This is a genomic window from Roseateles sp. (assembly GCF_047654785.1).
Classification (GTDB): domain Bacteria; phylum Pseudomonadota; class Gammaproteobacteria; order Burkholderiales; family Burkholderiaceae_C; genus Pelomonas.
Genome location: NZ_JASGKQ010000003.1, coordinates 973,794 through 1,000,788, shown reverse-complemented (window position 1 = coordinate 1,000,788; position 26,995 = coordinate 973,794). Strand labels below are relative to the sequence as shown.

25 protein-coding genes and 1 tRNA gene are annotated in these 26,995 nt (G+C 71.1%); 11 read left to right on the top strand and 15 right to left on the bottom strand.

Features of this window, described 5'->3' with window-relative positions:
* The first annotated feature begins 185 nt into the window (after positions 1-185).
* The gene (locus QM788_RS13730; RefSeq protein ID WP_415662032.1) at positions 186-1,163 is read left to right on the top strand and encodes a GMP reductase; all 978 of its coding nucleotides are present in this window, start codon (positions 186-188) and stop codon (positions 1,161-1,163) included.
* Between the two features lie 82 nt (positions 1,164-1,245).
* Here QM788_RS13730 and QM788_RS13725 read toward each other — a convergent pair whose 3' ends face one another.
* The gene (locus QM788_RS13725) at positions 1,246-1,413 is read right to left on the bottom strand and encodes a hypothetical protein (protein WP_415662031.1); all 168 of its coding nucleotides are present in this window, start codon (positions 1,411-1,413) and stop codon (positions 1,246-1,248) included.
* Here QM788_RS13725 and QM788_RS13720 point away from each other — a divergent pair.
* The 3 genes from QM788_RS13720 (at position 1,412) to galU (ending at position 7,143) form a co-directional block, all read left to right on the top strand.
* Positions 1,412-3,187 carry a CocE/NonD family hydrolase gene (locus QM788_RS13720; RefSeq protein ID WP_415662030.1) on the top strand — a complete coding sequence of 592 codons (1,776 nt, stop codon included), beginning with the start codon at positions 1,412-1,414 and terminating at the stop codon, positions 3,185-3,187. The genes QM788_RS13725 and QM788_RS13720 overlap by 2 nt on opposite strands.
* 91 nt (positions 3,188-3,278) lie before the next feature.
* Complete coding sequence (locus tag QM788_RS13715; protein WP_415662029.1) at positions 3,279-6,107, top strand: valine--tRNA ligase; 2,829 nt, start codon at positions 3,279-3,281, stop codon at positions 6,105-6,107.
* A 142-nt stretch (positions 6,108-6,249) separates the two neighbouring features.
* Positions 6,250-7,143, top strand: coding sequence for a UTP--glucose-1-phosphate uridylyltransferase GalU (gene galU / locus QM788_RS13710; RefSeq protein WP_415662028.1), 894 nt, complete (start codon positions 6,250-6,252; stop codon positions 7,141-7,143).
* A gap of 83 nt (positions 7,144-7,226) precedes the next feature.
* Here galU and QM788_RS13705 read toward each other — a convergent pair whose 3' ends face one another.
* From QM788_RS13705 to cysM, 3 genes are read right to left on the bottom strand one after another with little or no spacing between them, the layout of a single operon-like run.
* The gene (locus QM788_RS13705; protein ID WP_415662027.1) at positions 7,227-7,454 is read right to left on the bottom strand and encodes a sulfurtransferase TusA family protein; all 228 of its coding nucleotides are present in this window, start codon (positions 7,452-7,454) and stop codon (positions 7,227-7,229) included.
* 4 nt (positions 7,455-7,458) lie between these two features.
* On the bottom strand, positions 7,459-7,992 hold the full coding sequence (locus tag QM788_RS13700) for an NUDIX domain-containing protein (RefSeq protein WP_415662026.1): 534 nt from the start codon (positions 7,990-7,992) through the stop codon (positions 7,459-7,461).
* Complete coding sequence (cysM, locus tag QM788_RS13695; RefSeq protein ID WP_415662025.1) at positions 7,989-8,885, bottom strand: cysteine synthase CysM; 897 nt, start codon at positions 8,883-8,885, stop codon at positions 7,989-7,991. Before cysM ends, QM788_RS13700 begins: the two co-directional genes overlap by 4 nt.
* A gap of 73 nt (positions 8,886-8,958) precedes the next feature.
* On the opposite strand from cysM, the gene QM788_RS13690 reads away from it, so the two are divergent.
* Positions 8,959-9,043, top strand: a tRNA-Leu gene (locus QM788_RS13690).
* Between the two features lie 82 nt (positions 9,044-9,125).
* Here QM788_RS13690 and QM788_RS13685 read toward each other — a convergent pair.
* The gene (locus QM788_RS13685; protein WP_415662989.1) at positions 9,126-10,259 is read right to left on the bottom strand and encodes an MFS transporter; all 1,134 of its coding nucleotides are present in this window, start codon (positions 10,257-10,259) and stop codon (positions 9,126-9,128) included.
* A gap of 56 nt (positions 10,260-10,315) precedes the next feature.
* Positions 10,316-11,395 (bottom strand): alpha/beta hydrolase, encoded by a 1,080-nt coding sequence (locus QM788_RS13680; RefSeq protein ID WP_415662024.1) that lies wholly within the window; start codon positions 11,393-11,395, stop codon positions 10,316-10,318.
* 98 nt (positions 11,396-11,493) lie between these two features.
* On the opposite strand from QM788_RS13680, the gene QM788_RS13675 reads away from it, so the two are divergent.
* The gene (locus QM788_RS13675; RefSeq protein ID WP_415662023.1) at positions 11,494-12,426 is read left to right on the top strand and encodes a LysR family transcriptional regulator; all 933 of its coding nucleotides are present in this window, start codon (positions 11,494-11,496) and stop codon (positions 12,424-12,426) included.
* A 53-nt stretch (positions 12,427-12,479) separates the two neighbouring features.
* A complete protein-coding gene (locus QM788_RS13670; RefSeq protein ID WP_415662022.1) occupies positions 12,480-13,058 on the top strand; it encodes a rhomboid family intramembrane serine protease in 579 nt (192 codons plus the stop codon).
* A gap of 19 nt (positions 13,059-13,077) precedes the next feature.
* Here QM788_RS13670 and QM788_RS13665 read toward each other — a convergent pair whose 3' ends face one another.
* Positions 13,078-13,941, bottom strand: a complete 864-nt coding sequence (locus QM788_RS13665) for an NAD-dependent epimerase/dehydratase family protein (protein ID WP_415662021.1) — start codon at positions 13,939-13,941, stop codon at positions 13,078-13,080.
* Between the two features lie 76 nt (positions 13,942-14,017).
* Between QM788_RS13665 and QM788_RS13660 the strand changes: the two genes are divergently transcribed.
* From QM788_RS13660 to QM788_RS13650, 3 genes are all read left to right on the top strand, one after another.
* Positions 14,018-15,037: a CDP-6-deoxy-delta-3,4-glucoseen reductase gene (locus QM788_RS13660; protein ID WP_415662020.1), complete on the top strand. Its 1,020-nt coding sequence runs from the start codon at positions 14,018-14,020 to the stop codon at positions 15,035-15,037.
* Position 15,038: 1 nt separating this feature from the next.
* Complete coding sequence (locus QM788_RS13655; protein ID WP_415662019.1) at positions 15,039-15,767, top strand: 2OG-Fe dioxygenase family protein; 729 nt, start codon at positions 15,039-15,041, stop codon at positions 15,765-15,767.
* 103 nt (positions 15,768-15,870) lie between these two features.
* Entirely contained in the window at positions 15,871-16,926 is a 1,056-nt protein-coding gene (locus tag QM788_RS13650) for a Leu/Phe/Val dehydrogenase (protein ID WP_415662018.1), read from the top strand.
* A 74-nt stretch (positions 16,927-17,000) separates the two neighbouring features.
* On the opposite strand, the gene QM788_RS13645 is transcribed toward QM788_RS13650, so the two are convergent.
* From QM788_RS13645 to QM788_RS13610, 8 genes are all read right to left on the bottom strand, one after another.
* On the bottom strand, positions 17,001-17,723 hold the full coding sequence (locus tag QM788_RS13645; RefSeq protein WP_415662017.1) for an ABC transporter ATP-binding protein: 723 nt from the start codon (positions 17,721-17,723) through the stop codon (positions 17,001-17,003).
* Between the two features lie 8 nt (positions 17,724-17,731).
* Entirely contained in the window at positions 17,732-18,517 is a 786-nt protein-coding gene (locus QM788_RS13640) for an ABC transporter ATP-binding protein (protein WP_415662016.1), read from the bottom strand.
* A gap of 17 nt (positions 18,518-18,534) precedes the next feature.
* Positions 18,535-19,614, bottom strand: coding sequence for a branched-chain amino acid ABC transporter permease (locus QM788_RS13635; protein ID WP_415662015.1), 1,080 nt, complete (start codon positions 19,612-19,614; stop codon positions 18,535-18,537).
* A 13-nt stretch (positions 19,615-19,627) separates the two neighbouring features.
* Positions 19,628-20,551: a branched-chain amino acid ABC transporter permease gene (locus tag QM788_RS13630; protein ID WP_415662014.1), complete on the bottom strand. Its 924-nt coding sequence runs from the start codon at positions 20,549-20,551 to the stop codon at positions 19,628-19,630.
* A gap of 130 nt (positions 20,552-20,681) precedes the next feature.
* Positions 20,682-22,004, bottom strand: coding sequence for a replication-associated recombination protein A (locus tag QM788_RS13625; protein WP_415662013.1), 1,323 nt, complete (start codon positions 22,002-22,004; stop codon positions 20,682-20,684).
* Positions 22,001-22,606, bottom strand: a complete 606-nt coding sequence (gene lolA, locus QM788_RS13620) for an outer membrane lipoprotein chaperone LolA (RefSeq protein WP_415662012.1) — start codon at positions 22,604-22,606, stop codon at positions 22,001-22,003. Before lolA ends, QM788_RS13625 begins: the two co-directional genes overlap by 4 nt.
* Complete coding sequence (locus QM788_RS13615; protein WP_415662011.1) at positions 22,603-25,005, bottom strand: DNA translocase FtsK; 2,403 nt, start codon at positions 25,003-25,005, stop codon at positions 22,603-22,605. Before QM788_RS13615 ends, lolA begins: the two co-directional genes overlap by 4 nt.
* Positions 25,006-25,021: 16 nt before the next feature.
* Positions 25,022-25,690 carry a Crp/Fnr family transcriptional regulator gene (locus QM788_RS13610; protein WP_310330243.1) on the bottom strand — a complete coding sequence of 223 codons (669 nt, stop codon included), beginning with the start codon at positions 25,688-25,690 and terminating at the stop codon, positions 25,022-25,024.
* Between the two features lie 177 nt (positions 25,691-25,867).
* Between QM788_RS13610 and trxB the strand changes: the two genes are divergently transcribed.
* A complete protein-coding gene (gene trxB, locus QM788_RS13605) occupies positions 25,868-26,827 on the top strand; it encodes a thioredoxin-disulfide reductase (protein ID WP_415662010.1) in 960 nt (319 codons plus the stop codon).
* Positions 26,828-26,995: the final 168 nt, after the last annotated feature.

Here is a 26,995-nt window from a genome sequence, read left to right as displayed (position 1 = left end):
GTCGGCGCGCGGGCTTGCGTAGAATCGGGCACCGGGCCCAAATTTTGGTGTCCGGTTTTTTGTGGCCGGAACACCAGGTCAAGCGCTCGCAGCCCAGGCCGCGCACTGCATCAACGCGCGCCGTCTTGCGATCTTGAAAGGAAGCCCTCGCGCCCGCGGTGTCGGGCGGGCCGGGCACCGCCGACATGGAAATCTTCGACTACGACAACATCCTGCTGCTGCCGCGCAAGTGCCGCGTGGACAGCCGCTCCGACTGCGACACCTCCGTGCAGTTCGGCCCGCACCGCTTCAAGCTGCCGGTGGTGCCGGCCAACATGAAGACCGTGGTGGACGAGCGCATCACCGAGATGCTGGCCCGCGAGGGCTATTTCTACGTGATGCACCGCTTCGATCTGGACAGCCTGGCCTACGCCCGCGCCATGCGCGACAAGGGCCTGATCGTGTCGCTGAGCGTGGGCGTGAAGCCGGCCGACCATGAGCTGGTGGACCGGCTCGCCGCCGAGGGACTGGGGGCCGACTACCTGACCATCGACATCGCCCACGGCCACGCCGAGAGCGTGCAGCGCATGATCGGCCACATCAAGCAGCGGCTGCCCGCGGCCTTCGTCATCGCCGGCAACGTGGGCACGCCCGAGGCCGTCATCGACCTGGAGAACTGGGGCGCGGACGCGACCAAGGTCGGCGTCGGGCCCGGCAAGGTCTGCATCACGCGGCTGAAGACCGGCTTCGGCACCGGCGGCTGGCAGCTCTCGGCGCTGAAGTGGTGCGCCCGCGTGGCGACCAAGCCCATCGTCGCGGACGGCGGCATCCGCCACCACGGCGACATCGCCAAGAGCATGCGCTTCGGCGCCAGCATGGTGATGATCGGCTCGCTGTTCGCCGGCCACGAGGAGTCGCCCGGCCAGACGGTCGAGGTCGACGGCCGGCGCTACAAGGAGTACTACGGCTCGGCCTCGGACTTCAACAAGGGCGAGTACCGCCACGTCGAGGGAAAGCGCATCCTGGAGCCCGTCAAGGGCCGGCTGGCGGACACGCTGCGCGAGATGCAGGAAGACCTGCAAAGCTCGATCTCCTATGCCGGCGGCACGCAGCTGGCGGACCTGAAGAAGGTCAACTACGTGATCCTCGGCGGCGAGAACGCGGGCGAGCACCTGTTCATGTGACCGCCCCCAGGGAAGGCGGGCGGCGGCCCCCTTCCCCATGCCTCGTCCCCGCCTGGGCCGCGGATAGCACAGCCCGGCCGGATCACGGCTCCCCAAGCCGCGGCGATCGTTTCGCCGCCGCAACGTCAAGCGTGGCGGGCGGGATTTCCCCAGGCGGCGGCTGCCCGCGTTTGCGAAAAATAAAACGAACGGTCGTGCTTTTATCGGGGATGCCGACCGTCTCCACATCAACCCCGATGGAGACATCCATGACTGTTTCGATCAAGGGCTGGCGCCGCCGCGCCACCCTGGGCCTGGCCTTGACCGCCGGCGCGCTGGGCCTTTTCGGCGCCCAGGCTGCCCGGGCTGCCCAAACCGCCGCGCCACTGAGCTGCCGCGCCGCGACGCCGCTGGAAGCCCTCGCCTACACCACGCCGCTGGCCATGCCCGGCGTGGTCTCGCCCCGGGACGGCACCTGCTTCCTCAAGAGCCTGAAGGTCACGCGCCCGGACGGCGTGCGGCTGGCGGCCAACGTCTTCCTGCCGGCCGGCGCCAGCAGCGGCGCGGGCACGGCGCGCTACCCGGCGGTGATCTTCATCACCAGCTGGGCGTCCGCCGACTTTTTCGAGTACCTGGGCCAGCAGCAGCGCCTGGCCCGCGACGGCTACATCGCCGTGGCCTACACGACGCGCGGCTTCTGGGACTCCGAGGGCAGCATCGGCGTGGCCGGCCCGGGCGACCTGGCCGACGTCAGCGGCGTGCTGGACTGGACCCTGGCCCAGACGCCGGCCGACCCCGCCCGCGTCGGCGCCGCCGGCATTTCCTATGGCGCCGGCCTGTCCCTGCTGGCGCTGGGCCGCGAGCCGCGGCTGCGGACCGCAGTGGCGCTGTCGGGCTGGGCGACGCTGCTCGACCAGATGTACGGCAACCAGGTGCCCAACCCGACCTGGATGAACATCCTGCAGCTCTCCGGCCAGCTGACGGGCCGGCTCGACCCGATCGTGGCCGAGTACAACGCCGCCATCCAGAACCCGGACACGCCGGCCGCCAAGATCGCCGAGATCGCCGCCTGGGGCTGGCAGCGTTCGCCGGCCAGCGCCGTCGCCGCCATCAACCAGCGCGGCGCGCCGGTCTTCATCGGCAAGAACTGGCAGGACGACATGTTCTCGCCCAACTCCTCGCTGGCGCTGTTCGGCCAGCTCACCGTCCCCAAGAAGCTGATGCTGCAGCCCGGCATCCACGCCTCGGCCGAGCTCCCCGGCGCGCTGCTCGACGTCGACAACGCGATCTGGGACCAGGCCCACCGCTGGTTCGACCGCTGGCTCAAGGGCCAGGCCAACGGCATCGAGAACGAACCCCAGGTCTCGCTGCAGCCCAAGTTCCAGGCCTACCGCGAGACGCTGTCGACCTGGCCCGCGCCCGAGCTGCGTAGCCTGGACTACCAGATCACCCCGCGCGGCGCGCGGCGCTGGGACCTGTCCTGCCTGTGCTGGCGCGGCGTCGCCGGCCAGCTGCAGGCCGGCCAGCGCAGCACCAGCGGCCGCGACAGCATCGGCAACGCGCTGGACACCTCGGCCACCACGGGCCCCATCCCGGTGCTGTCGCCGCTGGCCGAGAGCGTCGGCCTGCCGGTCGTCAACCAGATGGCCACGGTGCTGCCGGCCTTCGGCATCCGCTACGAAGGCCCGCTGCTGCGCCAGGCACTGAAGCTGCGCGGCGCGCCCGCGCTGCGGCTGAGCGCCGTGCCGTCGCAGCAGCGCGGCATGCTGGTGGCCTATCTCTATGACGTCGACGTCGCCGGCTTCGGCACGCTGATCACGCACGGCGCCCGCGCCGTGCATGCGGCGACGCCGGGCCAGTCGCAGGACTTCGGCTTCGACATGGTCGCCACCGGCTACGACGTGCCGGCCGGCCACCGCCTGGTGCTGGTCTTCGACACCCAGGACAGCCTCTACGGCCCGCCGGTGCGCGCCGGCGAGCGCTTCGACATGGCGCTGGATTTCGGCTCGGGCAGCCCGCTGCAGCTGAAGCTGCCGACGCGCTGAGCGCCCCGGGGCCGCGCAGTGCGGCCCCTACAATCGCGCGCCCCGAAAAGCCCACTTCTTTTCGCCCGGATCCACAGCGGGCGACGCCGCGATGACCGAACTTGCCAAGTCCTTCGAACCCGCCGCCCTGGAAGCCCACTGGGCACCCGCCTGGGAGGCCAGCGGCCTGTACGAGCCGACGCTGGACGCGGCCAAGCCGTCCTTCAGCATCCAGCTGCCGCCGCCCAACGTGACCGGCACGCTGCACATGGGCCACGCCTTCAACCAGACGGTGATGGACTCGCTGACGCGCTACCACCGCATGCGCGGCTTCAACACGCTGTGGGTGCCGGGCACCGACCACGCCGGCATCGCGACGCAGATCGTCGTCGAGCGCCAGCTGCAGGGCGCGGGCCAGAGCCGCCACGACCTCGGCCGCAAGAACTTCGTCGCCCGCGTCTGGGACTGGAAGCAGGAGAGCGGCAACACCATCACGCAGCAGATGCGCCGGCTGGGCGACTCGGTGAGCTGGGGCCACGAATACTTCACGATGGACGACAAGCTCTCCAAGGTCGTCGTCGAGACCTTCGTGCGGCTGTACGACCAGGGCCTGATCTACCGCGGCAAGCGCCTCGTGAGCTGGGACCCGGTGCTGCAGTCCGCCGTGTCCGACCTGGAGGTGTCGTCCGAGGAGGAGGACGGCTCGCTGTGGCACATCCGCTATCCGCTGGCGGACGGCTCGGGCTCGGTGGTGGTGGCCACGACGCGCCCCGAGACCATGCTGGGCGACGTGGCCGTCATGGTCCACCCCGAGGACGAGCGCTACGCGGCGCTGGTCGGCAAGTTCGTCAAGCTGCCGCTGACCGACCGCGAGATCCCGGTCATCGCCGACGACTACGTGGACCGCGAGTTCGGCACCGGCGTCGTCAAGGTCACGCCGGCGCACGACGTGAACGACTACGCCGTCGGCCAGCGCCACGGGCTGCCGATGATCTCGGTGCTGGACCTGCAGGCCAAGGTCAACGACAACGCGCCGGCGACCTACCGCGGGCTGGACCGCTTCGTCGCGCGCAAGCGCATCGTCGCCGACCTGGAGGCGCTGGGCCTGCTCGTCGAGGTCAAGAAGCACAAGCTGCAGGTGCCGCGCTGCGAGCGCACCGGCCAGGTCATCGAGCCGATGCTGACCGACCAGTGGTTCGTCGCCGTCACCCAGCCCGGCAGCGACGGCCAGAGCATCGCCGACAAGGCCATCGCCGCCGTCGAGACCGGCGCCGTGAAGTTCCACCCCGAGCAGTGGGTCAACACCTACAACCACTGGATGAACAACCTGCAGGACTGGTGCATCTCGCGCCAGCTCTGGTGGGGCCACCAGATCCCGGCCTGGTACGGCACGGGCGGCGAGCTGTTCGTCGCGCGCAGCGAGGACGAGGCGCGGGCCAAGGCCAAGGCCGCCGGCTACCTGGGCGAGCTGGCGCGCGACCCGGACGTGCTGGACACCTGGTACTCCTCCGCGCTGGTGCCGTTCTCGACGCTGGGCTGGCCCGAGCAGACGCCGGAGCAGGCGTTGTTCCTGCCCTCCTCCGTGCTCGTGACGGGCTACGACATCATCTTCTTCTGGGTCGCCCGGATGATCATGATGACGACCCACTTCACCGGCCAGGTGCCGTTCAAGGACGTCTACATCCACGGCCTCGTGCGCGACTCGCAGGGCCAGAAGATGAGCAAGAGCGAAGGCAATGTGCTCGACCCGGTGGACCTGATCCAGGGCTGCGACCTGGAGACGCTGACGAAGAAAAGCACCACCGGCCTGCGCAAGCCCGAGACGGCGCCCAAGGTCGCCGCCCGCGTGAAGAAGGAATTCCCAGAGGGCATGCCGGCCTACGGCGTGGACGCGCTGCGCTTCACGATGGCGTCCTACGCGAGCCTGGGCCGCAACATCAACTTCGACACCAAGCGCTGCGAGGGCTACCGCAACTTCTGCAACAAGCTCTGGAACGCGACGCGCTTCGTGCTGATGAACTGCGAGGGCCAGGACTGCGGCCTCGCGCACGCGGACGGCCACTGCCCGCCCGGCTACAACGAGTTCAGCCCCGCCGACCGCTGGATCGTCAGCGAGCTGCAGCGCGTCGAGGCCGCCGTCGCCCAGGGCTTCGCCGAATACCGGCTCGACAACGTCGCCAACGCCCTCTACAGCTTCGTCTGGGACGAGTACTGCGACTGGTACCTGGAGATCGCCAAGGTGCAAATCCAGGCCGCCAAGGACGCCGGCGACGAGGCCCGGCAGCGCGCCACGCGCCGCACGCTGATCCGCGTGCTGGAGACGACGCTGCGCCTGCTGCACCCGATCGCGCCCTTCATCACCGAGGAGCTGTGGCAGGCCGTCGCGCCCATCGCCGGCCGCAAGGCGAGCAGCTTCATCGGCCAGGCGCCCTACCCCGTGGCCCAGCCCGAGCGCATCGACGCGGCGGCCGACGCCTGGGTGGCGCAACTGAAGGACGTCGTCGGCACGACGCGCAGCCTGCGCAGCGAGATGGCGCTGAGCCCCGCCGAGCGCGTGCCGCTGCTGGTGGGCGGCGACCTGTCCTTCCTCGGCGAGGCCGCCGCCGTGCTGAAGGTGCTGGCCAAGCTGAGCGCCGTCGAGCTGATCGCCGACGAGGCCGAGTTCGCGCGCCAGAGCGCCAACGCGCCGGTGCTCGTGCACGGCGCGGCCAAGCTGGCGCTGAAGGTCGAGATCGACGTGGCCGCCGAACGCGCGCGGCTGTCCAAGGAAATCGCGCGGCTGGACGGCGAGATCGCCAAGGCCGAGGCCAAGCTCGGCAACGAGAGCTTCGTCGCCCGCGCGCCGGCCGCCGTCGTCGAGCAGGAGCGCGGCCGCGTCGCCGGCTTCAAGGAAACCGTGGCCCGCCTGCGCGAGCAGCTGGCGCGGCTGCCGGCCCCGTAACCGCCGCCGGCCCGGCCGGCCGCCGCCCCGACCCGCGCGCCCGGGCCGGCGCCCGGCCGTCCCTGCACGACCCCGGCGTCCTGCAGGAGCCGTCACACCCGCGTGACAGAATCCACGCGCCCCCCACCCCCCGTTCACCACCATGGCCTCCTCGTCCACATCGCCGATCACCAAAGCCATCTTCCCGGTCGCCGGCCTCGGCACCCGTTTCCTGCCGGCCACCAAGGCCCAGCCCAAGGAGATGCTGCCGGTCGTCGACAAGCCGCTGATCCAGTACGCCGTCGAGGAGGCCTACGAGGCCGGCGTGCGCGAAATGATCTTCGTGACCGGCCGCCACAAGCGCCCCATCGAGGACCATTTCGACATGACCTTCGAGCTCGAGGTCGCGCTGGAGAACGCCGGCAAGCAGGAGCTGCTGGACGTCGTGCGCTCCGTGAAGCCCGACGACATGGAGTGCATCTACGTGCGCCAGGCGCAGGCGCTGGGCCTGGGCCACGCGGTGCTGTGCGCGCAGCGCCTGGTGGGCAACGACCCCTTCGCCGTGCTGCTGGCCGACGACCTGATGGTCGGCCCCGCGCCGGGCCGCGGCGTGCTCAGGCAGATGGTGGAGCAGTTCGCCGACTGGCGCGCCTCGATCCTCGCGGTGCAGGAGGTGCCGGCCGAGCACACGCGCCGCTACGGCATCGTCGCCGGCACGCAGGTCAACGACAACCTGGTGGACGTGAACCGCATCGTCGAGAAGCCGGCGCCGGAGAGCGCGCCGTCGCGCCTGGGCGTCGCGGGCCGCTACATCCTGACGCCCGGCGTGTTCCACGAGATCGCCAGCCAGCCGCGCGGCGTGGGCGGCGAGATCCAGCTCACCGACGGCATCGCCGGCCTGCTGCGCCGCGAGAAGGTGTTCGCCTACCGCTACGACGGCAAGCGCTACGACTGTGGCAGCAAGGAAGGCTTCCTGCAGGCCAACGTCGAGCTGGCGCTGACCCACCCGCAGCTCGGCCCGGGCTTCAAGGAATTCCTGCAGGGCCTGGCGCTGTAATCGCTCGTTGCCGGCTGGTGAACCGGCTTGGCCGGGCCGCCAGCGAGCGCCCCCTTGAGGGGGCCGGCGGAGCCGGCAGGGAGCTATCGCCTGCGCAGCACGTGCACGAACTCGCCGCCGGACGAGTCCTGCGCCACCAGCTCGTTGCCGGTCTGGCGCGCGAAGGCCTGGAAGTCGCGCATCGAGCCCGGGTCGGTCGCCACGACGCGCAGCAACTCGCCGCTGAGCATCTCGGCCAGCGCCTTCTTCGCCTTCAGGATGGGCAGCGGGCAGTTCAGGCCCCGGGTGTCGATCTCGCGTTGCACGTCCATCGCGTCATTCTCCCTGTGGCGCCAGCCACTGCGGCGTGATGCCGCGCGACCGCAGCCAGGCCGCCAGCGCCTGGCCCGTGCCCTGGGGCCAGCAGCGCAGGTCCCGGGGCGCGATCAGCTTGTACTCGGCCAGCTCGGGCGACAGCCGGATCTCGCCGCGCGCCTGCGCGTGGTAGGCCACGATGAGCTGGTTCATGCGCTGGAAGTCCCACACGCCCAGCAGCGCCAGCGCGTCGACCTGCAGCGAGGTCTCCTCGCCGATCTCGCGGCGGATGCCGTCCTCCGGCGTCTCCCCGGCCTCCAGGAAGCCGGTGATCAGGCCGAAGAAGCGCCCCGGCCAGGCGGCGTTGCGGGCCAGCAGCACCCGGCCGTCGCGGTCCGTGCACTCGATGACGGCGGCCAGCACCGGGGTCGGGTTGTTCCAGTGCGTGAAGCCGCAGGCGGGGCAGCGCAGCCGCGTCTTGTCGCCGCCGTCCTCGGCCTGCGTGATCCAGCCCAGCGGCGTCGCGCAGTCGGGGCAGTAGGTGGGCGCTTTCACGCCGGGAACACGCCGGTGGACAGGTAGCGGTCGCCGCGGTCGCAGGCGATGAAGGCGATGGTGGCGTTCTCGACGCTGCGCGCGATCTGCAGCGCCACCCAGCAGGCGCCGGCCGCCGAAATGCCGGCGAACAGGCCTTCCTCGCGCGCCAGCCGGCGCGCCATGTCCTCCGCGTCGTCCTGGCTGACCAGCACCAGTTCGTCCACGCCCGCGGGGTCGTAGATCGCGGGCAGGTAGGCCTCGGGCCATTTGCGGATGCCAGGGATGCGCGAGCCTTCCGCCGGCTGCGCGCCGACGATGCGCACGGCCGGGTTCTGCTCCTTCAGGAAGCGCGACACGCCGGTGATGGTGCCGGTCGTGCCCATCGCGCTGACGAAATGCGTGATCCGCCCGCCCGTGTCCCGCCACAGCTCGGGGCCGGTGGTCTCGTAATGCGCGCGCGGGTTGTCGGCGTTGGCGAACTGGTCCAGCACGCGGCCCTTGCCTTCGCGGGCCATCTGCTCGGCCAGGTCGCGGGCGTACTCCATGCCGCCGGTGCGCGGGGTCAGGATCAGCTCGGCGCCGAAGGCCTTCATCGTCTGCGCGCGCTCGATGGACAGGTCCTCCGGCATGATCAGCACCATGCGGTAGCCGCGGATGGCCGCGGCCATCGCCAGCGCGATGCCGGTGTTGCCCGACGTGGCCTCGATCAGCGTGTCGCCCGGCCTGATCTCGCCGCGCTCCTCGGCGCGCCGGATCATGCCGATGGCGGGCCGGTCCTTCACGGAGCCGGCCGGGTTGTTGCCCTCCAGCTTGGCCAGGATCACGTTGCCGCGCGCCTCGGCGCCGGGCAGCCGCTGCAGCCGCACCAGGGGCGTGGCGCCGATGACGTCTTCGAGGGTCGGATAGCTCATGGCGGCGATTGTCGCAGCGCGGGCGTGCATAATCCGCCCCCTCGCCCGATCGGCGAGGCACTGTTTCCGACGGGCCCGGGTGGCGAAATCGGTAGACGCAGGGGACTCAAAATCCCCCGCCGCAAGGTGTGCCGGTTCGAGTCCGGCCCCGGGCACCACGAGGAAACAAGCGACGCGGGCAGCCAGCCCTGTGAATCCATCGGTGCGCAGGGCTTTTCCTTGCCCGCCACTGACCGGCACTCACCTGCCGGCCGCCGCCGAGCGAGCCGCCATGGCCGTCAGCAGCGCAGCGAGCAGCAGCAGCGCCGCGCTGGCGGCAAAGGCCGACCGGGGGCCACCGGCGTCGAACAGCAGGCCGCCCACGGTGGAGCCCAGCGCGATCGACAGCTGGATGACCGCCACCATCAGCCCCCCGCCGGCCTCGGCGTTCCCGGGCATCGCCCGGGCCACCCAGTTCCACCAGCCCACCGGCGCCGCCGTGCCCAGCAGGCCCCACAGCGCCAGCAGCGCCGCGACGGGCGCGACCCAGGCGCCCGCCGGGATCAAGGCCAGCGCGGCGGCGGCCATCAGCATCGGGATCGCCACGAGCGTGCCGTACAGGCTGCGCCGGAGCACCGAGCCGATGAGCGCGGTGCCGATGACGCCCGCGGCACCGGTGGCGAGCAGCATCAGCGACAGCGTGGGCACATCGACGCGCGTGACCGTTTCGAGGAAGGGGCGCACATAGGTGAACAGCGCGAACTGGCCCATGAAGAACAGGCCGCAGCCGGCCATGCCCAGCGCGATGGCGGGGCGCCCCAGCGGGCTGAACACCTGGCCGACGCCCCGGCCGGGGGCCCGCTCATCGGCCGCCATGGCCGGCAGGCTGACCCACTGCCAGGCGAACGTGAGCAGCGCGGCCGGCACCAGGCACCAGAACGCCCCGCGCCAGCCGATGGCGGCGCCGAGCCAGGCACCCAGCGGGGCCGCGACGACGGTGGCCAGCGCATTGCCGGCATTGAAGACCGCCAGGGCCTTGGGCACCGCGCTGGCGGGCACCAGCCGGATCGCCACCGCGGCCGACAGCGACCAGAAGCCACCGATGACCACGCCGATGAGCGCGCGGCCGGCCATGTAGACGGGATAGTTCGGCGCCAGCGCAATGACGGCGCCGGACACGCCCATCAACGCGGTCAGCGCCAGCAGCAGCGTCTTGCGGCTCATGCCACCGGCCAGCGCCGGCATCGACAGGCTGGCCAGCACCGCGAGGGCGCCGGAGAGGGCGATGCCTTGGCCGGCCAGGCCTTCGCTGACCCGGAGGTCGCCCGCCATGGGCGTCAGCAGGCTGACCGGCAGGAACTCGGAGGCGATCAGCGTGAATACGCACAGCGTCATCGCCAGGACGCCGCTCCAGCAGGCGCGCGGCGGCGCGGCGGTCACGGGGCGGCCGCTCAAGCCAGGTGCTCGCCGAAGAACGCCGCCAGCCTGTCGAACGGAATCTTGTCCAGCCGGTCGTACAGGTCGACGTGGCTGGCATCCGGCACGATCAGCAGCTCCTTGGGCGCTGCCGCCGCCGCATAGGCGGTTTCGCTGAAGTAGCGCGAATGCGCCTTCTCGCCATGGACGAAGAGGACGGGCCGCGGCGCGATCTCCTGGATGCGGGCCAGCAGCGGCAGATTCATGAACGCCAGCGGGGTGGTCACCGTCCAGGCATTGCCGGAGTTGACCGCGCGCGGGTGATGGCCGCGCGGCGTGCGGTAGTAGTCGTGGTAGTCGACCAGGAACTGCGCCTCGCCCCCCTTCAAGTCGTTGTAGGGCGGCTGGTAAGCCGGGGCGCCGCTTTCCGCATCCTTCCAGCGCTGCTGGCCGAGCTGCGCCAGCGCCTGCGCGCGCTGCTGTGGTGTCACGCTGTCGTCGTAGCCCTTGGACATGACGCGCGTCATGTCGTACATGGTGCTGGCGGCGACGGCCCGGATGCGCGGGTCCACCGCCGCGGCGGCCAGCGCCATGCCGCCCCAGCCGCACAGGCCGAGGATGCCGATGCGCCCGCGGTCCACGCGGGGCTGCAGGCCCAGGGCATCGACCGCGGCGCTGAAGTCCTCGATGTTGATGTCCGGCGAGGCGACGTGGCGCGGCTCGCCGCCGCTCTCGCCGGTGTAGGAGGCGTCGAAGGCCAGCGTGACGAAGCCGCGCGCCGCCAGCGTCTGCGCATACAGCCCCGACGCCTGCTCCTTCACGGCGCCGAACGGGCCGCCGACGGCGATCGCCGCAAGCCGGCCGGCGGCATGCTTGGGCTGGTACAGGTCCGCTGCCAGCGTGATGCCGTAGCGGTTCCGGAAACCGATCTTCCGGTGGTCGACCTCGGCGCTCCGGGGGAAGGTCTTGTCCCACGGGCCGCCGGATGCCGCCGGCGGCGGCGCGGCCGCCGGGCTTGCGGTGGCGGTCCCCAGCGCGGCCAGGCCGGTGCAGGCGGTTCTCAGCAGGCTGCGGCGGCCGGGATCGGCGCCGTCTTGATGGGCAGGTTTCGTCATGCCCGGCATGCTGACGGCGGTGGGCACCATTGACTAGCTGATCGGTTCTTACCAGCCCTATAAGTTCTGCTGATCAATCGCGGTGGGAGACTCGCGCCATGGCCCGGCGCAATCTCAACGACCTGCTGTACTTCGTCACCGTGGCGCGGGAGGGCAGCTTCACGCGCGCGGCGGCGTTGCTGGGCGTCACGCAGCCGGCACTCAGCCAGGCCATCCGCGGGCTGGAGGCGCGGTTGCAGATCCGGCTGCTCACGCGCACGACGCGCAGCGTCTCCTGCACGGCGGCGGGCGAGCGGCTGCTGCAGGCCATCGGCCACCGCTTCGACGAGATCGACGCCGAGCTGGACGGCCTGACCGAACTGCGCGACAAGCCGGCCGGCACGGTGCGCATCACCTGCGGCGATCACGTGCTGCGCACGACGCTGCTGCCCAGGCTGGCGCCGCTGCTGCGGGAGTACGCCGACATCCACGTGGAGTTCGACGTGAACTACGGCTTCCGCGACATCGTGGCCGACCGCTTCGACGCGGGCGTGCGGCTGGGCGACACCATCGACAAGGACATGGTCGCCGTGCCCATCGGCCCGCCGCTGCGCATGGCGGTCGCGGCCTCGCCCGACTACTTCGCCACACGCCCCCGGCCGAAGCAGCCCCAGGACCTGATGGCGCACAACTGCATCAACATGCGCATGCAGTCCGGCGGCGGCCTGTACGTGTGGGACTTCCAGCGGCGGGGCCGGCAGGTCAACGTGCGCGTGGCGGGGCAACTGGTCTTCAACACCTCGCCCAACATCGTGGACGCGGCGCTGGCGGGCCTGGGCATCGCCTGGCTGCCGGAGGAGGAGTTCGCCCCGCACCTCGACGAGGGGCGGCTGGTCCGCGTGATGGAGGACTGGTGCGCCCCGTTTGCCGGCTACTCGCTCTACTACCCGAGCCGGCGACAGCCGTCGCCGGCCTTCTCGCTGGTGGTGGAGGCACTGCGCTACCGCCAGCAAACGGCCGGGCCCGCAAGCGCTGGCATACTCAAAATGTAAGCACCGGCTTCTCCGGTGCAAGCGCTCCGTGAGGGGCGCACCGCCGCAGCCCCATGCCCCCTCTGCCTCCGGTTACCAAAGCCTTCCTGCTGGCATGCGTCGGCGCCTTCTGCCTGTTCGAGCTGCTGCCGGGCCTGGCATTCTGGTTCGAGCTCTGGCCGCTGACCTCCGGCGCCTTCCTGCCGTGGCAGGTGGTGAGCTACGCCTTCCTGCATGGCAGCTTCACGCACCTGCTGTTCAACATGCTGGGCCTGTGGATGTTCGGCGGCGAGCTGGAGCGCGTCTGGGGCCCGAGGCGCTACACGCAGATCCTCGTCGCCAGCACGCTGGCCGCGGCCGTCGTGCAACTGGTCTTCACCTTCGTCATCGGCGCGCAGTCGCCGACGGTGGGCGCCTCGGGCGCGATCTTCGGCCTGCTGCTGTCCTTCGGCATGCTGTTCCCGAACCGCATCATCGTGCCGCTGATCCCGCCCATCCCGATGAAGGCCAAGTACTTCGTCGCCATCTACGGCGGGCTGGAGCTGCTGCTCGGGTTCAACGGCAACAGCGGCGTGGCGCACTTCGCCCACCTGGGCGGCATGCTGGGCGCGTGGCTGCTGATCCGCCACTGGCGCGCGTCGCGGCGCCGCTGAACGGCGCGCCCGCAAAGCCCTACAGCCCGTCGCGCGGCGTCGGGTAGCGCAGCACCAGGCGCAGCTCGCGCTTCATGCGCGCGTTGCCGATCCGGCGCGATTCGCGCCAGAAGCTCAGCGCCAGCGCGCCCAGCCGCGCCTCGGCCTCCTCGCGCGGGATGCGCTCGGGCCGGGGCAGCCCGGCCAGGTCGGCCGCGAGGTCGCAGTAGTCCCCCATCCGCAGCTGGCTGTCGTCGCAGACGTTGACGGCGCGCTGCGGCCGCCCGCGCAGCAGCGCCAGCAGGCAGGCGCGGGCCAGGTCGTCGGCGTGGATGTGGTTGGTGAACACGTCGTCCTCGCGCCGCAGCACCGGCGTGCCGCGCGCCAGCCGCTCGCGCGGGTGGCCGCCGTCACGGTCGCGCGCGTAGATGCCGGGGATGCGCAGCAGGCTCACGCGCGTGCCGTGGCGGCGGCCGAAGGCGCGCAGCCGCGCCTCGGCGTCCACGCGGCGGCGCGCGCGGTCCGTCGCCGGGTCCGGCGCGCGGGTCTCGTCGATCCACGCGCCCCGGCAGTCGCCGTAGACGCCGGTGGTGCTCGCGTACACCAGCGCCGCCGGCGGCTTGCGCGCCAGCGCGGCCAGCAGCCGCCGCGTGCGCGCGTCCGCGTCGCCGTCGCGCGCGGGCGGCGCCAGGTGCAGCACGAAGTCCGCCAGCCCGGCCAGCCGCGCCAGCGTCGCCGGCTCGTCGAGGTTGCCGGCCAGCGGCACGGCGCCGGCCGCGCGCAGCGCCGCATGGCGACCGGGGCTGGAGCTCAGCGCGAACACCCGCCAACGCCCGGCCAGCAGCTTCAGCACGCGCAGGCCCACGTCGCCGCAGCCGATGATCAGGAGTCGGGGGGAGGACATTCGGGGGTCGGGCAAAATGGCGGGCAGTCTACGGCCCCGGGATGCGCTGCGGGGCCGCTTGCTTTTTGAAGCCCCCATGCCCCATCAGATCACCATCCAGCCCGCCGGCCGCGTCTACACCGCCGAGGGCGACGACACCCTGCTCGCCGCCGCCATCCGCAACGGCGTGGGCCTGCCCTACGGCTGCAAGGACGGCGCCTGCGGCTCCTGCAAGAGCCGGCTGCTGGAGGGCGCCGTCGTGCACGGCAACCACCAGGCCAAGGCGCTGACGCCGGACGAAGAGGCCGCCGGCTTCGTGCTGACCTGTTGCGCGCGGCCGCAGACGGACTGCGTCGTCGAGGCCCGCACGGTGCCCGGCGCGGGCGAGTTCCCGGTGCTGAAGCTGCCCACGCGGGTCAGCGCCATCCTGAGGCCCGCCGCCGACGTGGCGGTGCTGACGATGCAGCTGGCCGCCAACCAGAACTTCCAGTTCCGCGCCGGCCAGTACGTGGAGTTCATCCTGCGCGACGGCGCGCGGCGCAGCTACTCCATGGCCAACGCGCCGCACGCGCTGCCCGGCCAGATCGAGCTGCACATCCGCCACATGCCCGGCGGCAAGTTCACCGACCACGTGTTCGGCGCGCTGAAGGAGAAGGACATCCTGCGCATGGAGGGGCCCTTCGGCAGCTTCTTCCTGCGCGAGGACAGCGACAAGCCCATCGTGCTGCTGGCCAGCGGCACCGGCTTCGCGCCGATCAAGGCCATCATCGAGCGCGCGCGACACATCGGCTCGACGCGGCCCATGGTGCTGTACTGGGGCGCACGCAAGCAGGCCGACCTGTACCTGGACGGCTGGGCCGCGCAGGTGGCCGCCGACTGGCCGACGCTGCGCTACGTGCCCGTGCTGTCCGAGCCGGACGCGGGCTGGACGGGCCGCACCGGCTTCGTCCACCGCGCCGTGATGGCCGACCTGCCCGACCTGGCCGGCCACCAGGTCTACGCCTGCGGCGCGCCCGTCATGGTGGACTCGGCGCAGAAGGACTTCGTCGCGCAGTGCGGCCTGCCGGCCGACGAGTTCTACGCCGACGCCTTCACCTCCGAAGCCGACAAGCACTGAGATGTTCGAACCGCCGTGGACCGATCCCGCCGACCTCGTCGGCGCGCTGAGGCGCGATGGCGAGGCCGTGCTGGCGCCGGGTGAGCTCGCGGCGCTGGGCGTGTCCGCCGCGGCGCTGGACGCGCTCCGACCCTGCTGGGACGAGCTGCCGCCCGACGGCTACCTGCGCGACGGCGGCCGCTACCGCTTCCGCCGCCACGGCTGCTTCGTCGCGGACGGCGGCGTGCTGACCCTCAGCGCCCACCGCGCGCACTGGCAGCCGCTGGACTACAACGCGCTGCACGGCGGCATCCAGCGCTGGTTCGTGCCGCTGGCGCCGGCCATGAGCGAGTCGCCGGCCTGGCAGGCGCTGCTGCTGGGGCTGGCCCGCGTGGCGTCCGCGCTGCGCGGCGAGCAACCCTGGTTCATCGAGGCCCACCCCTTCCGCATCGACACCAGCGACGGCATCGGCCGGCCCACGCCCGAGGGCGCGCACCGCGACGGCGTGGACCTGGTGGCGGTGCTGCTGGTCGGCCGGCACGGCGTCAAGGGCGGCGAGTCGCGCGTGTTCCAGGCCGACGGCCCGGCCGGCCAGCGCTTCACGATGACCCAGCCCTGGACCACGCTGCTGCTGGACGACGCGCGCGTGATCCACGAGACCACGCCCATCCAGCCGCTGGCCGCGGGCGAGCGCGGCTGGCGCGACACCCTGGTCATCACGCTGCGCAGCGGCGGCTTCCAGGGGCCTTGAGCCCGGGCCGGCCGACGCCGGCCTCGGCCTCGATAAACTGCCGGACGGCCGCGCCACAAGCGCGGCCGTTTCTTCATCCACCGCGCCACGAGCGCTGAACATCATGACCCCCTTCCCTCTCTTCGGCCTGCCCGGGCAAGCCGCCCACGAGCGCGTGCTGCTCGCCACCGACCCGGCCACCGGCCTGAAGGCCATCCTCGCCGTCCACAGCACCGCGCGCGGCCCCGCGTTCGGCGGCTGCCGGCTGTGGCACTACGACACCGAAGCCGACGCGCTGCACGACGCGCTGCGCCTGTCGCAAGGCATGAGCCTGAAGAACGCGCTGGCCGACCTGCCCTTCGGCGGCGGCAAGGCCGTGATCCTGAAGCCGGCCGGCGACTTCGACCGCCCCGCCCTGTTCGCCGCCTTCGGCCGCGCCGTGCAGTCGCTGCAGGGCGCCTACATCACCGCCGAGGACGTGGGCACCAGCACCGCCGACATGCGCGGCCTGCAGGCGCACACGCGCTACGTCAGCGGCATCCCGCGCGACGGCGCGTTCGGCGGCGATCCCAGCCCCAAGACGGCGTGGGGCGTGTTCGTCGCCATCCAGGCCGGCGTGCGCCAGGTGCTGGGCCGCGCGTCGCTCGACGGCGTGCGCGTCGCGCTGCAGGGCCTGGGCGCGGTGGGCTGGCACCTGGCCGGCTTCCTGCACGAGGCCGGCGCGAAGCTCGTCGTCGCGGACGTGGATGCCGGCAAGGTCGCGCGCGCCGTCGAGCAGTTCGGCGCCACGCCGGCCCCTGTCGCCGAGATTCTGGCCGCCGACGTCGACGTGCTGGCGCCCTGCGCGCTGGGCGCGTCGATCAACGAAAAGACCGTGCCGGCGATCCGCGCCCGGCTGGTCGCCGGCGCCGCCAACAACCAGCTCGCGACGCCGGCCGACGGCGACGCGCTGCAGCGCCGCGGCATCTGCTACCTGCCGGACTACCTGGTGAACGCCGGCGGCATCATCAGCGTCGCCCGCGAGTACCGCGGCGAAGGCGAGGAGGCGGCCGTGATGGCCGAGGTCAGCCGCATCGCCGAGCGCGTGGAGGAGCTGCTGCAGCGCGTGCGCGCGGCCGACTCGACGCCGGCCCGCGTCGCCGACGACTGGGCGCGCAGCAAGCTGGTCAAACCGGCCTGAGCGGCCCCGGAGAAGCGCCTGGCAGGGCTGCCAGGCGTTCGTCCTTCAAGCCGCCGCCCTCGCCCGGGCGGTGGCTATTCGCCGAGGTAGGCGGCGCGCACCTTGGGGTCGTCGAGCAGCGCCTGGCCCTGGCCGCTCATCGTCACCTCGCCGGACTCCATCACATAGCCGCGGTTGGCCAGTTGCAGCGCGCGGCTGGCGTTCTGCTCGACGAGCAGGATGGTCACGCCCTGCTGGTGGATGTCGTTCACGACCTCGAAGATCTTGTCCACCATGATGGGCGACAGGCCCATGGACGGCTCGTCCAGCAGCAGCAGCTTGGGACGGGCCATCAGCGCGCGGCCCATGGCCAGCATCTGCTGCTCGCCGCCGGACATGGTGCCGGCCAGTTGCTTGGCGCGCTCCTTCAGGCGCGGGAACAGCGCGAAGACCTTGTCGATGTCGGCGTCGATCTCGCCATCGTCGCGGTTGTAGGCGCCCATCAGCAGGTTCTCGGTGATGGTCATGCGGGTGAACGTGCCGCGGCCTTCCGGCACCATGACCAGGCCCTTCTTGGCCAGGTCCCACGCGCCCTTGCCCTTGATGGAGTCGCCCAGATAGGTCACGTCGCCGTCGGCGATGGGCTGCAGGCCGGTGACGGCCTTCAGCGTGGTCGTCTTGCCCGCGCCGTTGGCGCCGATCAGCGACACCAGTTCGCCCTCGCGCACCTCGAAGTCCACGCCCTTGACGGCCTGGATGCCGCCGTAGGCCACCTTCAGGCCGCCGACCTTGAGCAGGGTTTGTTTTGCGTCTGCCATGTGCGTGCTCAATGTGTTTTGTGCCCGGCGCCGAGATAGGCCTCGATCACCTTCTCGTTGCGCTGCACCTCGGCGGGCGTGCCTTCGGCGATCTGCTTGCCGTAGTCCAGCACCGTGACGCGGTCGCACAGGCCCATGACCAGCTTCACGTCGTGCTCGATCAGCAGGATGGTGCGGCCGTCGTTGCGGATGCGGTCGATCAGCTCGCGCAGCACGACCTTCTCGGTCGCGTTCATGCCGGCGGCGGGCTCGTCCAGCGCGATCAGCTGCGGGTCGGTGGCCAGCGCGCGGGCGATCTCCAGGCGGCGCTGGTCGCCGTAGCTCAGCGTGCGGGCCTTGTACTCGGCGTACTTGCCGATGCCGACGTAGTCCAGCAGCTCCTGCGCGCGCGCCTTGATCGCGGCCTCCTCGGCCTTGAAGCCCGGCGTGCGCAACACCGCGCCGAGCAGGCCCGACTTGGTGCGGACGTGCCGGCCCACCATGACGTTCTCCAGCGCCGTCATGTCGGCGAACAGCCGGATGTTCTGGAAGGTGCGCGCGATGCCGGCCTTGGCGACCTGGTGCACGGCCTGCGGCGTGTAGGGCGTGCCGCCGAGCGAGAAGCTGCCGCCGTCGGGCACGTACAGGCCGGTGATGACGTTGAAGAAGGTGGTCTTGCCGGCGCCGTTGGGGCCGATCAGGCCGTAGACCTGGCCGCGCCGGATCTGGATGCCGACGTCGGACAGGGCCTGCACGCCGCCGAAGCGCTTGGACGCGCCGCTGACGTTGAGGACGATGTTGTCTTGGGTGCTCATGCTTGTCGTGCCTCCCCTCACTTCGCGGCGGGCGCGGATTTGCCGTGCTCCGGCGCCGGCCACAGGCCGCGCGGGCGGATCAGCATGATGACGATCATCGCCAGCGCCACCAGCAGCTGGCGCAGGATGGCCGCGTCGATGCGGCCGTCGGTCAGGCTCTGCACGTCGCCGGCCACGTAGCGCAGCACCTCGGGCAGCGCCGCCAGCAGCAGCGCGCCGAGGATGACGCCCGGGATGTGGCCGATGCCGCCCAGCACGACCATCGCGACGATCAGGATGGACTCCTGCAGGCTGAACGACTCCGGCGACACGAAGCCCTGGAAGCTGGCGAACATCGAGCCCGCCACGCCGCCGAAGGTGGCGCCCATGCCGAAGGCCAGCAGCTTGAGGTTGCGGGTGTTGATGCCCATGGCCTTGGCGGCCACCTCGTCCTCGCGGATGGCCATCCAGGCGCGGCCGATGCGCGAGCGCTCCAGCCGGTAGCAGATCACGACGCTCAGCACCACCAGCGCCAGGAACAGGTAGTAGTACAGCGTCACCGAGGGCAGCGTGTACTCGCCGATCTGCAGCGACTTGCCCAGGTCGATGCCGAAGAAGCGGAACGAGTCGATCTGGCCGATGCCGCGCGGGCCGTTGGTGATGTTGAGCGGGTACTCCAGGTTGTTCAGGAACACGCGGATGATCTCGCCGAAGCCCAGCGTGACGATGGCCAGGTAGTCGCCGCGCAGCTTCAGCGTCGGCGCGCCCAGCAGCACGCCGAACAGCGCCGCGACGCCCGCGGCCAGCGGGATGACGATCCACAGCGGCGAGTGCAGCCCGTTCGGGAACGCGGCCTGGAAGGACTCGAAGTTCTCCGACAGGTGCGGGCTGGCCATCAGCGCGAACAGGTAGGCGCCGACCGCGTAGAAGGCCACGTAGCCCAGGTCCAGCAGGCCGGCGTAGCCGACGACGATGTTCAGCCCCAGCGCCAGCAGCACGTACAGCAGCGCCAGGTCGATGATGCGCACCGGGCCGTTGCCGAACTGCTGCGCGAACAGCGGCACGACCAGCAGGCCCAGCGCCGCGATCAGGAAGGTGATGAGTTTCTTGGCTTGCATGGTGTCTCTCTCCTCACGCCCGGTCCGCGACGCGCTCGCCCAGCAGGCCCGAGGGGCGCAGCGTCAGCACCAGGATCAGCGCGACGAAGGCGAAGATGTCCGCGTAGTGGCTGCCCAGCACGCCGCCGGTCAGCTCGCCGAGGTAGCCGGCGCCGATCGCCTCGATCAGCCCCAGCAGCACGCCGCCGACGACGGCGCCCGCCAGGTTGCCGATGCCGCCCAGCACCGCCGCCGTGAAGGCCTTCAGGCCCGGCATGAAGCCCATGGTGTGCTGCACGGTGCCGTAGTTGGCCGCCCACATCAGGCCGGCCACGGCGGCCAGCGCGGCGCCGATGACGAAGGTGGTGGAGATGATGAAGTCGGGCTTCACGCCCATCAGGCCGGCCACGCGCGGGTTCTCGGCGGTGGCGCGCATCGCCCGGCCCAGCTTGGTGAAGTTCACCAGGTACATCAGCGCGGCCAGGATGCACACCGTCAGGCCGAGGATCAGGCACTGCGTGACGGTGATGACCGGGCCGCCCAGGTCGAAGGGATCGGTGGGCAGCAGCAGCGGGAAGGGCTTGGGGTTGGGCTTCCAGATGATCATCGCCAGCACCTGCAGCAGCAGCGACATGCCCATCGCGGTGATCAGCGGCGCCAGCCGCGGCGCGTTGCGCAGCGGCCGGTAGGCGATCTTCTCGACCGCGAAGTTCAGCACCGCGCAGACGACCACCGCGCAGACCAGGCCGATCAGCATCAGCAGCCAGCCGGGCAGGCCGCTGTCGGCCAGCAGCGTGACCACGGTCCAGCTGACCATGGCGCCGACCATCAGCACCTCGCCGTGCGCGAAGTTGATGAGGTTGATGATGCCGTAGACCATCGTGTAGCCCAGCGCGACCAGGGCGTACATGCTCCCCAGCACCAGGCCGTTGATGATTTGTTGGATCAGAGTCTCCATGAGGGCTCCAGAAATTTTCGTGGGGCGCAGCATGCGCCAGGCGACGGCGGAGAAACCGCAAACCTCATGCCAATCGGGGCGTTTTGAGGGTATTCACCGAGGGTCTTCGTGGCAGCCAGGACGCGCCGCGCTAGCCGCCGGCGGCCGCTTCGTCGTCCAGCCGGCGCAGCTCGGCCAGCTTGTCGGCGATGCGCGTCTCCAGGCCGCGCGGCACCGGCGCGTACCAGCGCTGACCCTCCAGCCCGTCCGGCAGGTACTGCTCGCCGGCCGCGTAGGCGCCCGGCTCGTCGTGCGCGTAGCGGTAGGCGCGGCCGTGGCCCAGCTCCTTCATGAGCCGCGTGGGCGCGTTGCGCAGGTGGACGGGCACCGGCCGGCTCTGGTCCTGCTTGACGAAGGCCCGGGCTTCGGCGAAGGCCTTGTAGACCGCGTTGGACTTGGGCGCGACGGCGAGATAGACGACCGCCTGCGCCAGCGCCAGTTCGCCCTCGGGCGAGCCCAGGCGCTCGTAGGCCTCGGCGGCGTCCAGCGTCAGGCGCAGCGCGCGCGGGTCGGCCAGGCCGATGTCCTCGCTGGCCATGCGGATCAGCCGGCGGGCGATGTAGCGCGCGTCCACGCCGCCGTCCAGCATGCGCGCGAACCAGTACAGCGCACCATCCGGGCTGCTGCCGCGCACGGATTTGTGCAGCGCGGAGATGACGTCGTAGAACTGGTCGCCGCCCTTGTCGTAGCGGCGCAGCTGCTCGCCCAGCGCGCGCTCCAGCAGCGCCTCGTCGATGGGCGCACCCTGCGCCAGCGCGGCGGCGGTGTCCAGCGCGTTCAGCAGCCGGCGCGCGTCGCCGTCGGCATAGCCGATCAGCCGCTGCGCGGCCTCGGGCGTGGGCGGCGCCACGCCCAGCTCGGCGGCGGCGCGCGCCGTCAGCTGGCCCAGCTCGGCGGCGTCCAGGCTCTTGAGCACCTGCACCGTCGCGCGCGACAGCAGCGCGGAGTTGACCTCGAAGCTGGGGTTCTCGGTCGTCGCGCCGATGAAGGTGAACAGGCCGGATTCGACATGGGGCAGGAAGGCGTCCTGCTGCGACTTGTTGAAGCGGTGGACCTCGTCCACGAACACCACCGTACGCCGGCCCTGCGCCGCGGCGACCTGGGCGCGCTCGACGGCCTCGCGGATGTCCTTGACGCCGCCCAGCACCGCCGAGATGGCGATGAACTGCGCGTCGAAGGCGCCGGCCATCAGCCGCGCCAGCGTCGTCTTGCCGACGCCAGGCGGCCCCCACAGGATCATGCTGTGCAGCCGGCCGGCGTCGAAGGCGACGTGCAACGGCATGCCGGGGCCGAGCAGGTGGCGCTGGCCGATGACCTCGTCGAGCGTGCGCGGCCGCAGGCGCTCGGCCAGCGGGGCGCCGGCCAGCGGCGCGGCCGGCGGGCCGGGCTCGTCGTCGAACAGCGAGCCGCTCACTGCTCGATCAGGTCGGCGCCCGCCGGCAGCCTGAACTGGAAGCGCTCGGCGGCGACCGGCACATTGGCCCGCACGGCGCTGAAGTCCAGCCGCGAGCGCTGGCCGAAGCCGTCGACGATCTCCATGGCCGCCAGCTCCAGGCCCTTGAAGCCGAGCTTCAGCGACTGGATGGACGACTCCGCCTGCCTGGGCAGCGCCTGCACCCAGTCCAGCCCGCCTTCCCCGGCCGCGGCCTTCAGCGTGAAGTCGCGCTCCAGGTCGGTGCCGGCCAGCAGCGCCGCGGGCGTGGCGCCCAGCGCGTCGGCCAGCTTGCGGGAGCTGGCCTGGTTCAGGTCGGCGTCGTAGATCCAGACCTTGCTGCCGTCGGCGACGATGACCTGCTCGAAGGGCTTGGCGTAGACGAAGCGGAAGCGGTTGGGCCGCTGGAACTCGAAGCTGCCGCTGGAGACCTTCTTGCGTTTGCCGTCGGGCGAGGTGACGGTCTGCGTGAAGCTCGCGGTGCCGCTCTTCACGTCGCTGGCGAAGCGGCGCAGCGCGTCGACGGCGTCGGCCTGGGCGGCGCCGGCCAGCAGCAGGATCAGGGGGGCGAGGATGCGTTTCATTCGTCTCTCTTCGGCACGATCAGTTCACGGCTGCCGTTGGACGCCAGCGCGCCCACCAGGCCCGATTTCTCCATCTGCTCCAGCAGCCGCGCGGCGCGGTTGTAGCCGATGCGCAGATGGCGCTGCACCAGCGAGATGGACGCCTTGCGGTGCTGCAGCACGATGGCGACGGCCTGGTCGTACATGGGATCCTGCTCGCCGCTGGCCTCGCCCGGCGCGGGCGCCTCGCCGCCCATCTCGTCGAGCACGCCGCCTTCGAGGATGCCTTCGATGTAGTTCGGCTCGCCCTGCGACTTGATGTACTCGACGACGCGGTGCACCTCGTCGTCGCTGACGAAGGCGCCATGCACGCGGATGGGCAGGCCGGTGCCGGAGGGCATGTAGAGCATGTCGCCCATGCCGAGCAGCGCCTCGGCGCCCATCTGGTCGAGGATGGTGCGGCTGTCGATCTTGGAGCTGACCTGGAAGGACAGCCGGGTCGGGATGTTGGCCTTGATGAGGCCGGTGATGACGTCCACCGAGGGCCGCTGCGTCGCCAGGATCAGGTGGATGCCGGCTGCGCGCGCCTTCTGCGCCAGGCGGGCGATCAGTTCCTCGATCTTCTTGCCGACCACCATCATCAGGTCGGCCAGCTCGTCGATGACGACGACGATGAAGGGCAGGCGCTCCAGCGGCTCGGGCTCGTCGTTGTTCAGCGCGAACGGGTTGGGGATGCTCTGGCCGGCCGCGCGGGCCTCGTCGATCTTCTTGTTGTAGCCGGCCAGGTTGCGCACGCCGAGCTTGGACATCAGCTTGTAGCGCCGCTCCATCTCGCCGACGCACCAGTTCAGCGCGTTGCCGGCCTGCTTCATGTCGGTGACGACCGGCGCCAGCAGGTGCGGGATGCCCTCGTAGACGCTCATCTCCAGCATCTTGGGGTCGATCAGGATCAGCCGCACGTCGCGCGCCTCGGCCTTGTAGAGCAGGCTGAGGATCATCGCGTTGATGCCCACCGACTTGCCCGAGCCGGTCGTGCCGGCCACCAGGCAGTGCGGCATCTTGGCCAGGTCGGCCACCACCGGCAGGCCGATGATGTCCTTGCCCAGGCCCATGGTCAGCTGCGACGGCGCGTCCGCATAGACCTGGGAGCCGAGGATCTCGGACAGCCGGATGGTCTGGCGCCGCGCATTGGGCAGCTCCAGCGCCATGTAGTTCTTGCCCGGGATGGTCTCGACGACGCGGATCGAGGTCAGGCTCAGCGAGCGCGCCAGGTCCTTGGCCAGGTTGACCACCTGCGAGCCCTTCACGCCGGTGGCCGGCTCGATCTCGTAGCGCGTGATCACCGGGCCCGGCTGCGCCGCCACCACATGCACCTCGACGCCGAAGTCGCGCAGCTTCTTCTCGATCAGCCGGCTGGTCATCTCCAGCGACTCGGGCGTCACCGTCTCCTGGCGGCCCGGCGCGGCGTCCAACAGGTCCACCTGCGGCAGCTTGCCGCCATCGCCCACGTCGGCGAACAGCGTCTGCTGGCGCTCCTTGGCCACGCGCGTGGACTGCGGCACCTCGACCACCGGCGCCTCGATGACCAGCGGCGCATGCTCGGCCTCCACCTGGCGCTCGATCTGGCGCTCGACCTCGACCTCCTGCTCGCGCTCCTTCACCGCCTGCTCGCCGGCCTTCTGGTCGGCGCGCATCTCGCGCTTCTCGAGGCGCTGCTCGCGCAGCTGCTCGATGCGCTCGCCCAGGGACTCCGCCACCTGGCCCCACGAGAAGCGGAACGCCCAGGCCATGCCGGTCAGCAGCAGCACGATCCAGACGACGCCGGAGCCCGCGAAGCCCAGGCCCTTCATGCCCAGCGGCCCCAGCGTGTAGCCCAGCAGGCCGCCGGCATGGCCGGGCAGGCGCGGCTCCACCGCGTACAGGCGGCTCCATTCCAGCGCGCAGCTCGCGCCGACCAGCAGCAGCACGCCGGCCGCCCAGCGCAGGCGCCGGCTCCAGCGCGGCGGGGCCGCCGCGTCGTGGCGCAGCAGGCCGGCCAGCCCGCGCAGCCAGGCACGCAGCGCCAGCAGCGGCAGCCACCAGGCCGAGAAGCCGAACAGGAACAGCAGCCCGTCCGACACCCAGGCGCCCAGGTTGCCGACGCGGTTGCCGACGAGCTCGTGCTGGCCGCTGGTGCTGAAGGCGGCGTCGCGCAGGTCATGCGTGGCCATCGCCAGCACGACCAGCGCGAGCACCAGCGCCGTCAGCGCCAGCCACAGCGGCGTGCGCAGCAGCCGCGAGGCCGCCGACGGCGGCTCGGGCTCGCGCCGGGGCGCCTGGCGGCGGGGGGTGGGTTTGGCCGCGGCGGCGGGAGCGGCGGGTTCGCTGGCGGGGCCGGATCCGTCCGCGCCGCCCAGCAGGGAACCAAGGGGAAAACTCATCCCCGCATTGTGCCGTTCAGTCGTGGGTCAGCCGTTCCTTGATGACCACCGAACCGTTCTCAAGCGTTTCGATGACGCCGCGCTCCTCCAGGTCCTTCATGACCCGGCTGACCATCTCGCGCGACGCGCCGACGACCTTGGCCATGTCCTGGCGCGACACCTTGCCGCGGATGATCTTGATGCCCTTCTCGTCCTCGGCCATGTCCAGCAGCGTGCGCGCGACGCGGCCGTAGACGTCCAGCAGCGCCAGCGACTCGATCTGCCGGTCCGCGTTGCGCAGCCGCGCGACCAGGCCGCGCAGGATGCCGTAGGCCAGGCTGCTGCCCTCCGGCAGGCAGCGCGCGAACTCCAGCCGGCCGAGCACCAGCATGTCGGTCTGCACCTCGGCGCGCACGGTGGCCGAATGCGGCTCGTTGTCGATCAGGCTCATCTCGCCGACGTAGTCGCCCGACTGCAGCACCGCCAGGATGACCTCGCGGCCGCGGTGGTCGGCCGTCAGCACCCGGGCGCGGCCGTTCAGCAGGATGAACAGCGCATTGGACTTGGTGCCCTGCTCGACGATCAGCTCGCCGCGCTTGAAGCGGCGCTTGACGACGCTGTCGGCGATGGACTGGGCCTGGTCGGTGGTCAGCATCGAAAACAGCGGGACCCGGCGGATCAGGTCCAGGTTGGAAATCATCGCCATATGCACTCTCCAGGTTCGTGGCCCAGGCCGGCCGCAAGAATGCGCCTGCCTAAAATGGCGTGCATTGTGCACACGCGGCACGCTTCGCCGCTTCCGGGTAAGGCCGGGGTTTGCCCCCCAAATGCGCCCTTGGGGCCTGCCTTGCGAAACCGCCCCGCCACCCTCACCTGCCCCGCCATGACCACGAACACCCAACACCACGGCCTGCTCATCCTCGGCTCGGGCCCGGCCGGCTACACCGCCGCCATCTACGCCGCGCGCGCGAACTTGAAGCCCACGCTGCTCACCGGCATGGCCCAGGGCGGCCAGCTCATGACCACGACCGAGGTGGACAACTGGCCCGCCGACGTGATGGGCGTGCAGGGCCCGGAGCTGATGCAGCGCTTCCAGCAGCATGCCGAGCGCTTCCAGACGCAGATCGTGTTCGACCACATCAACAGCGTCGATTTCTCCAAGCGCCCGTTCACGCTGACCGGCGACAGCGCCAGCTACACCTGCGACGCCCTCATCATCGCCACCGGCGCGTCGGCCAAGTACCTGGGGCTGGACTCCGAGCAGGCCTTCATGGGCCGCGGCGTCAGCGGCTGCGCGACCTGCGACGGCTTCTTCTACCGCGACCAGGAGGTCTGCGTCGTCGGCGGCGGCAACACGGCCGTCGAGGAGGCGCTCTACCTGTCCAACATCGCCAGCACGGTCCACCTGATCCACCGCCGCGACAAGTTCCGCGCCGAGCCCATCCTGGTGGACAAGCTGATGGAGAAGGTGGCCGCCGGCAAGATGAAGCTGCACCTGTTCCAGCAGCTCGACGAGGTGCTGGGCGACGACTCCGGCGTGACCGGCGTGCGCACCGTCAACGTGCAGGATGGCAGCAAGGCCGAGATCCCGGTGCACGGCTGCTTCATCGCCATCGGCCACCAGCCCAACACCGACATCTTCAAGGGCCAGTTGGAGATGAAGGACGGCTACATCGTCACCCGCAGCGGCCTGAACGGCTTCGCGACGATGACCAGCGTGCCCGGCGTCTTCGCGGCCGGCGACGTGCAGGACCACGTCTACCGCCAGGCCATCACCAGCGCCGGCACCGGCTGCATGGCCGCGCTGGACGCGCAGCGCTATCTCGAACAGCAGCAGGGCTGAACGGTTTCCAGGTTTTCCCGCTATACTCGCGGGCTTGCCTGCCGGATGGATCGCGCCGGGCTTCCTGGAGCTTGCTTCAGGACAGCCGGGTTTAGCAGGCATATGCGGTCAAAGGGTTGCCCACGCGGCTCGCGGGGCAACTGGTCAAACGTCAGAGTGGAGAAGCGT

Excerpts from the sequence above, each read along its gene's own strand:
- QM788_RS13730 (WP_415662032.1), top strand. The coding sequence starts at position 186 with ATGGAAATCTTCGACTACGACAACATCCTGCTGCTGCCGCGCAAGTGC.
- QM788_RS13720 (WP_415662030.1), top strand. The coding sequence starts at position 1,412 with ATGACTGTTTCGATCAAGGGCTGGCGCCGCCGCGCCACCCTGGGCCTG.
- QM788_RS13725 (WP_415662031.1), bottom strand. The coding sequence starts at position 1,413 with ATGGATGTCTCCATCGGGGTTGATGTGGAGACGGTCGGCATCCCCGAT.
- QM788_RS13715 (WP_415662029.1), top strand. The coding sequence starts at position 3,279 with ATGACCGAACTTGCCAAGTCCTTCGAACCCGCCGCCCTGGAAGCCCAC.
- galU (WP_415662028.1), top strand. The coding sequence starts at position 6,250 with ATGGCCTCCTCGTCCACATCGCCGATCACCAAAGCCATCTTCCCGGTC.
- QM788_RS13705 (WP_415662027.1), bottom strand. The coding sequence starts at position 7,454 with ATGGACGTGCAACGCGAGATCGACACCCGGGGCCTGAACTGCCCGCTG.
- cysM (WP_415662025.1), bottom strand. The coding sequence starts at position 8,885 with ATGAGCTATCCGACCCTCGAAGACGTCATCGGCGCCACGCCCCTGGTG.
- QM788_RS13685 (WP_415662989.1), bottom strand. The coding sequence starts at position 10,259 with ATGACGCTGTGCGTATTCACGCTGATCGCCTCCGAGTTCCTGCCGGTC.
- QM788_RS13680 (WP_415662024.1), bottom strand. The coding sequence starts at position 11,395 with ATGACGAAACCTGCCCATCAAGACGGCGCCGATCCCGGCCGCCGCAGC.
- QM788_RS13675 (WP_415662023.1), top strand. The coding sequence starts at position 11,494 with ATGGCCCGGCGCAATCTCAACGACCTGCTGTACTTCGTCACCGTGGCG.
- QM788_RS13670 (WP_415662022.1), top strand. The coding sequence starts at position 12,480 with ATGCCCCCTCTGCCTCCGGTTACCAAAGCCTTCCTGCTGGCATGCGTC.
- QM788_RS13665 (WP_415662021.1), bottom strand. The coding sequence starts at position 13,941 with ATGTCCTCCCCCCGACTCCTGATCATCGGCTGCGGCGACGTGGGCCTG.
- QM788_RS13660 (WP_415662020.1), top strand. The coding sequence starts at position 14,018 with ATGCCCCATCAGATCACCATCCAGCCCGCCGGCCGCGTCTACACCGCC.
- QM788_RS13655 (WP_415662019.1), top strand. The coding sequence starts at position 15,039 with ATGTTCGAACCGCCGTGGACCGATCCCGCCGACCTCGTCGGCGCGCTG.
- QM788_RS13650 (WP_415662018.1), top strand. The coding sequence starts at position 15,871 with ATGACCCCCTTCCCTCTCTTCGGCCTGCCCGGGCAAGCCGCCCACGAG.
- QM788_RS13645 (WP_415662017.1), bottom strand. The coding sequence starts at position 17,723 with ATGGCAGACGCAAAACAAACCCTGCTCAAGGTCGGCGGCCTGAAGGTG.
- QM788_RS13640 (WP_415662016.1), bottom strand. The coding sequence starts at position 18,517 with ATGAGCACCCAAGACAACATCGTCCTCAACGTCAGCGGCGCGTCCAAG.
- QM788_RS13635 (WP_415662015.1), bottom strand. The coding sequence starts at position 19,614 with ATGCAAGCCAAGAAACTCATCACCTTCCTGATCGCGGCGCTGGGCCTG.
- QM788_RS13630 (WP_415662014.1), bottom strand. The coding sequence starts at position 20,551 with ATGGAGACTCTGATCCAACAAATCATCAACGGCCTGGTGCTGGGGAGC.
- lolA (WP_415662012.1), bottom strand. The coding sequence starts at position 22,606 with ATGAAACGCATCCTCGCCCCCCTGATCCTGCTGCTGGCCGGCGCCGCC.
- QM788_RS13615 (WP_415662011.1), bottom strand. The coding sequence starts at position 25,005 with ATGAGTTTTCCCCTTGGTTCCCTGCTGGGCGGCGCGGACGGATCCGGC.
- QM788_RS13610 (WP_310330243.1), bottom strand. The coding sequence starts at position 25,690 with ATGGCGATGATTTCCAACCTGGACCTGATCCGCCGGGTCCCGCTGTTT.
- trxB (WP_415662010.1), top strand. The coding sequence starts at position 25,868 with ATGACCACGAACACCCAACACCACGGCCTGCTCATCCTCGGCTCGGGC.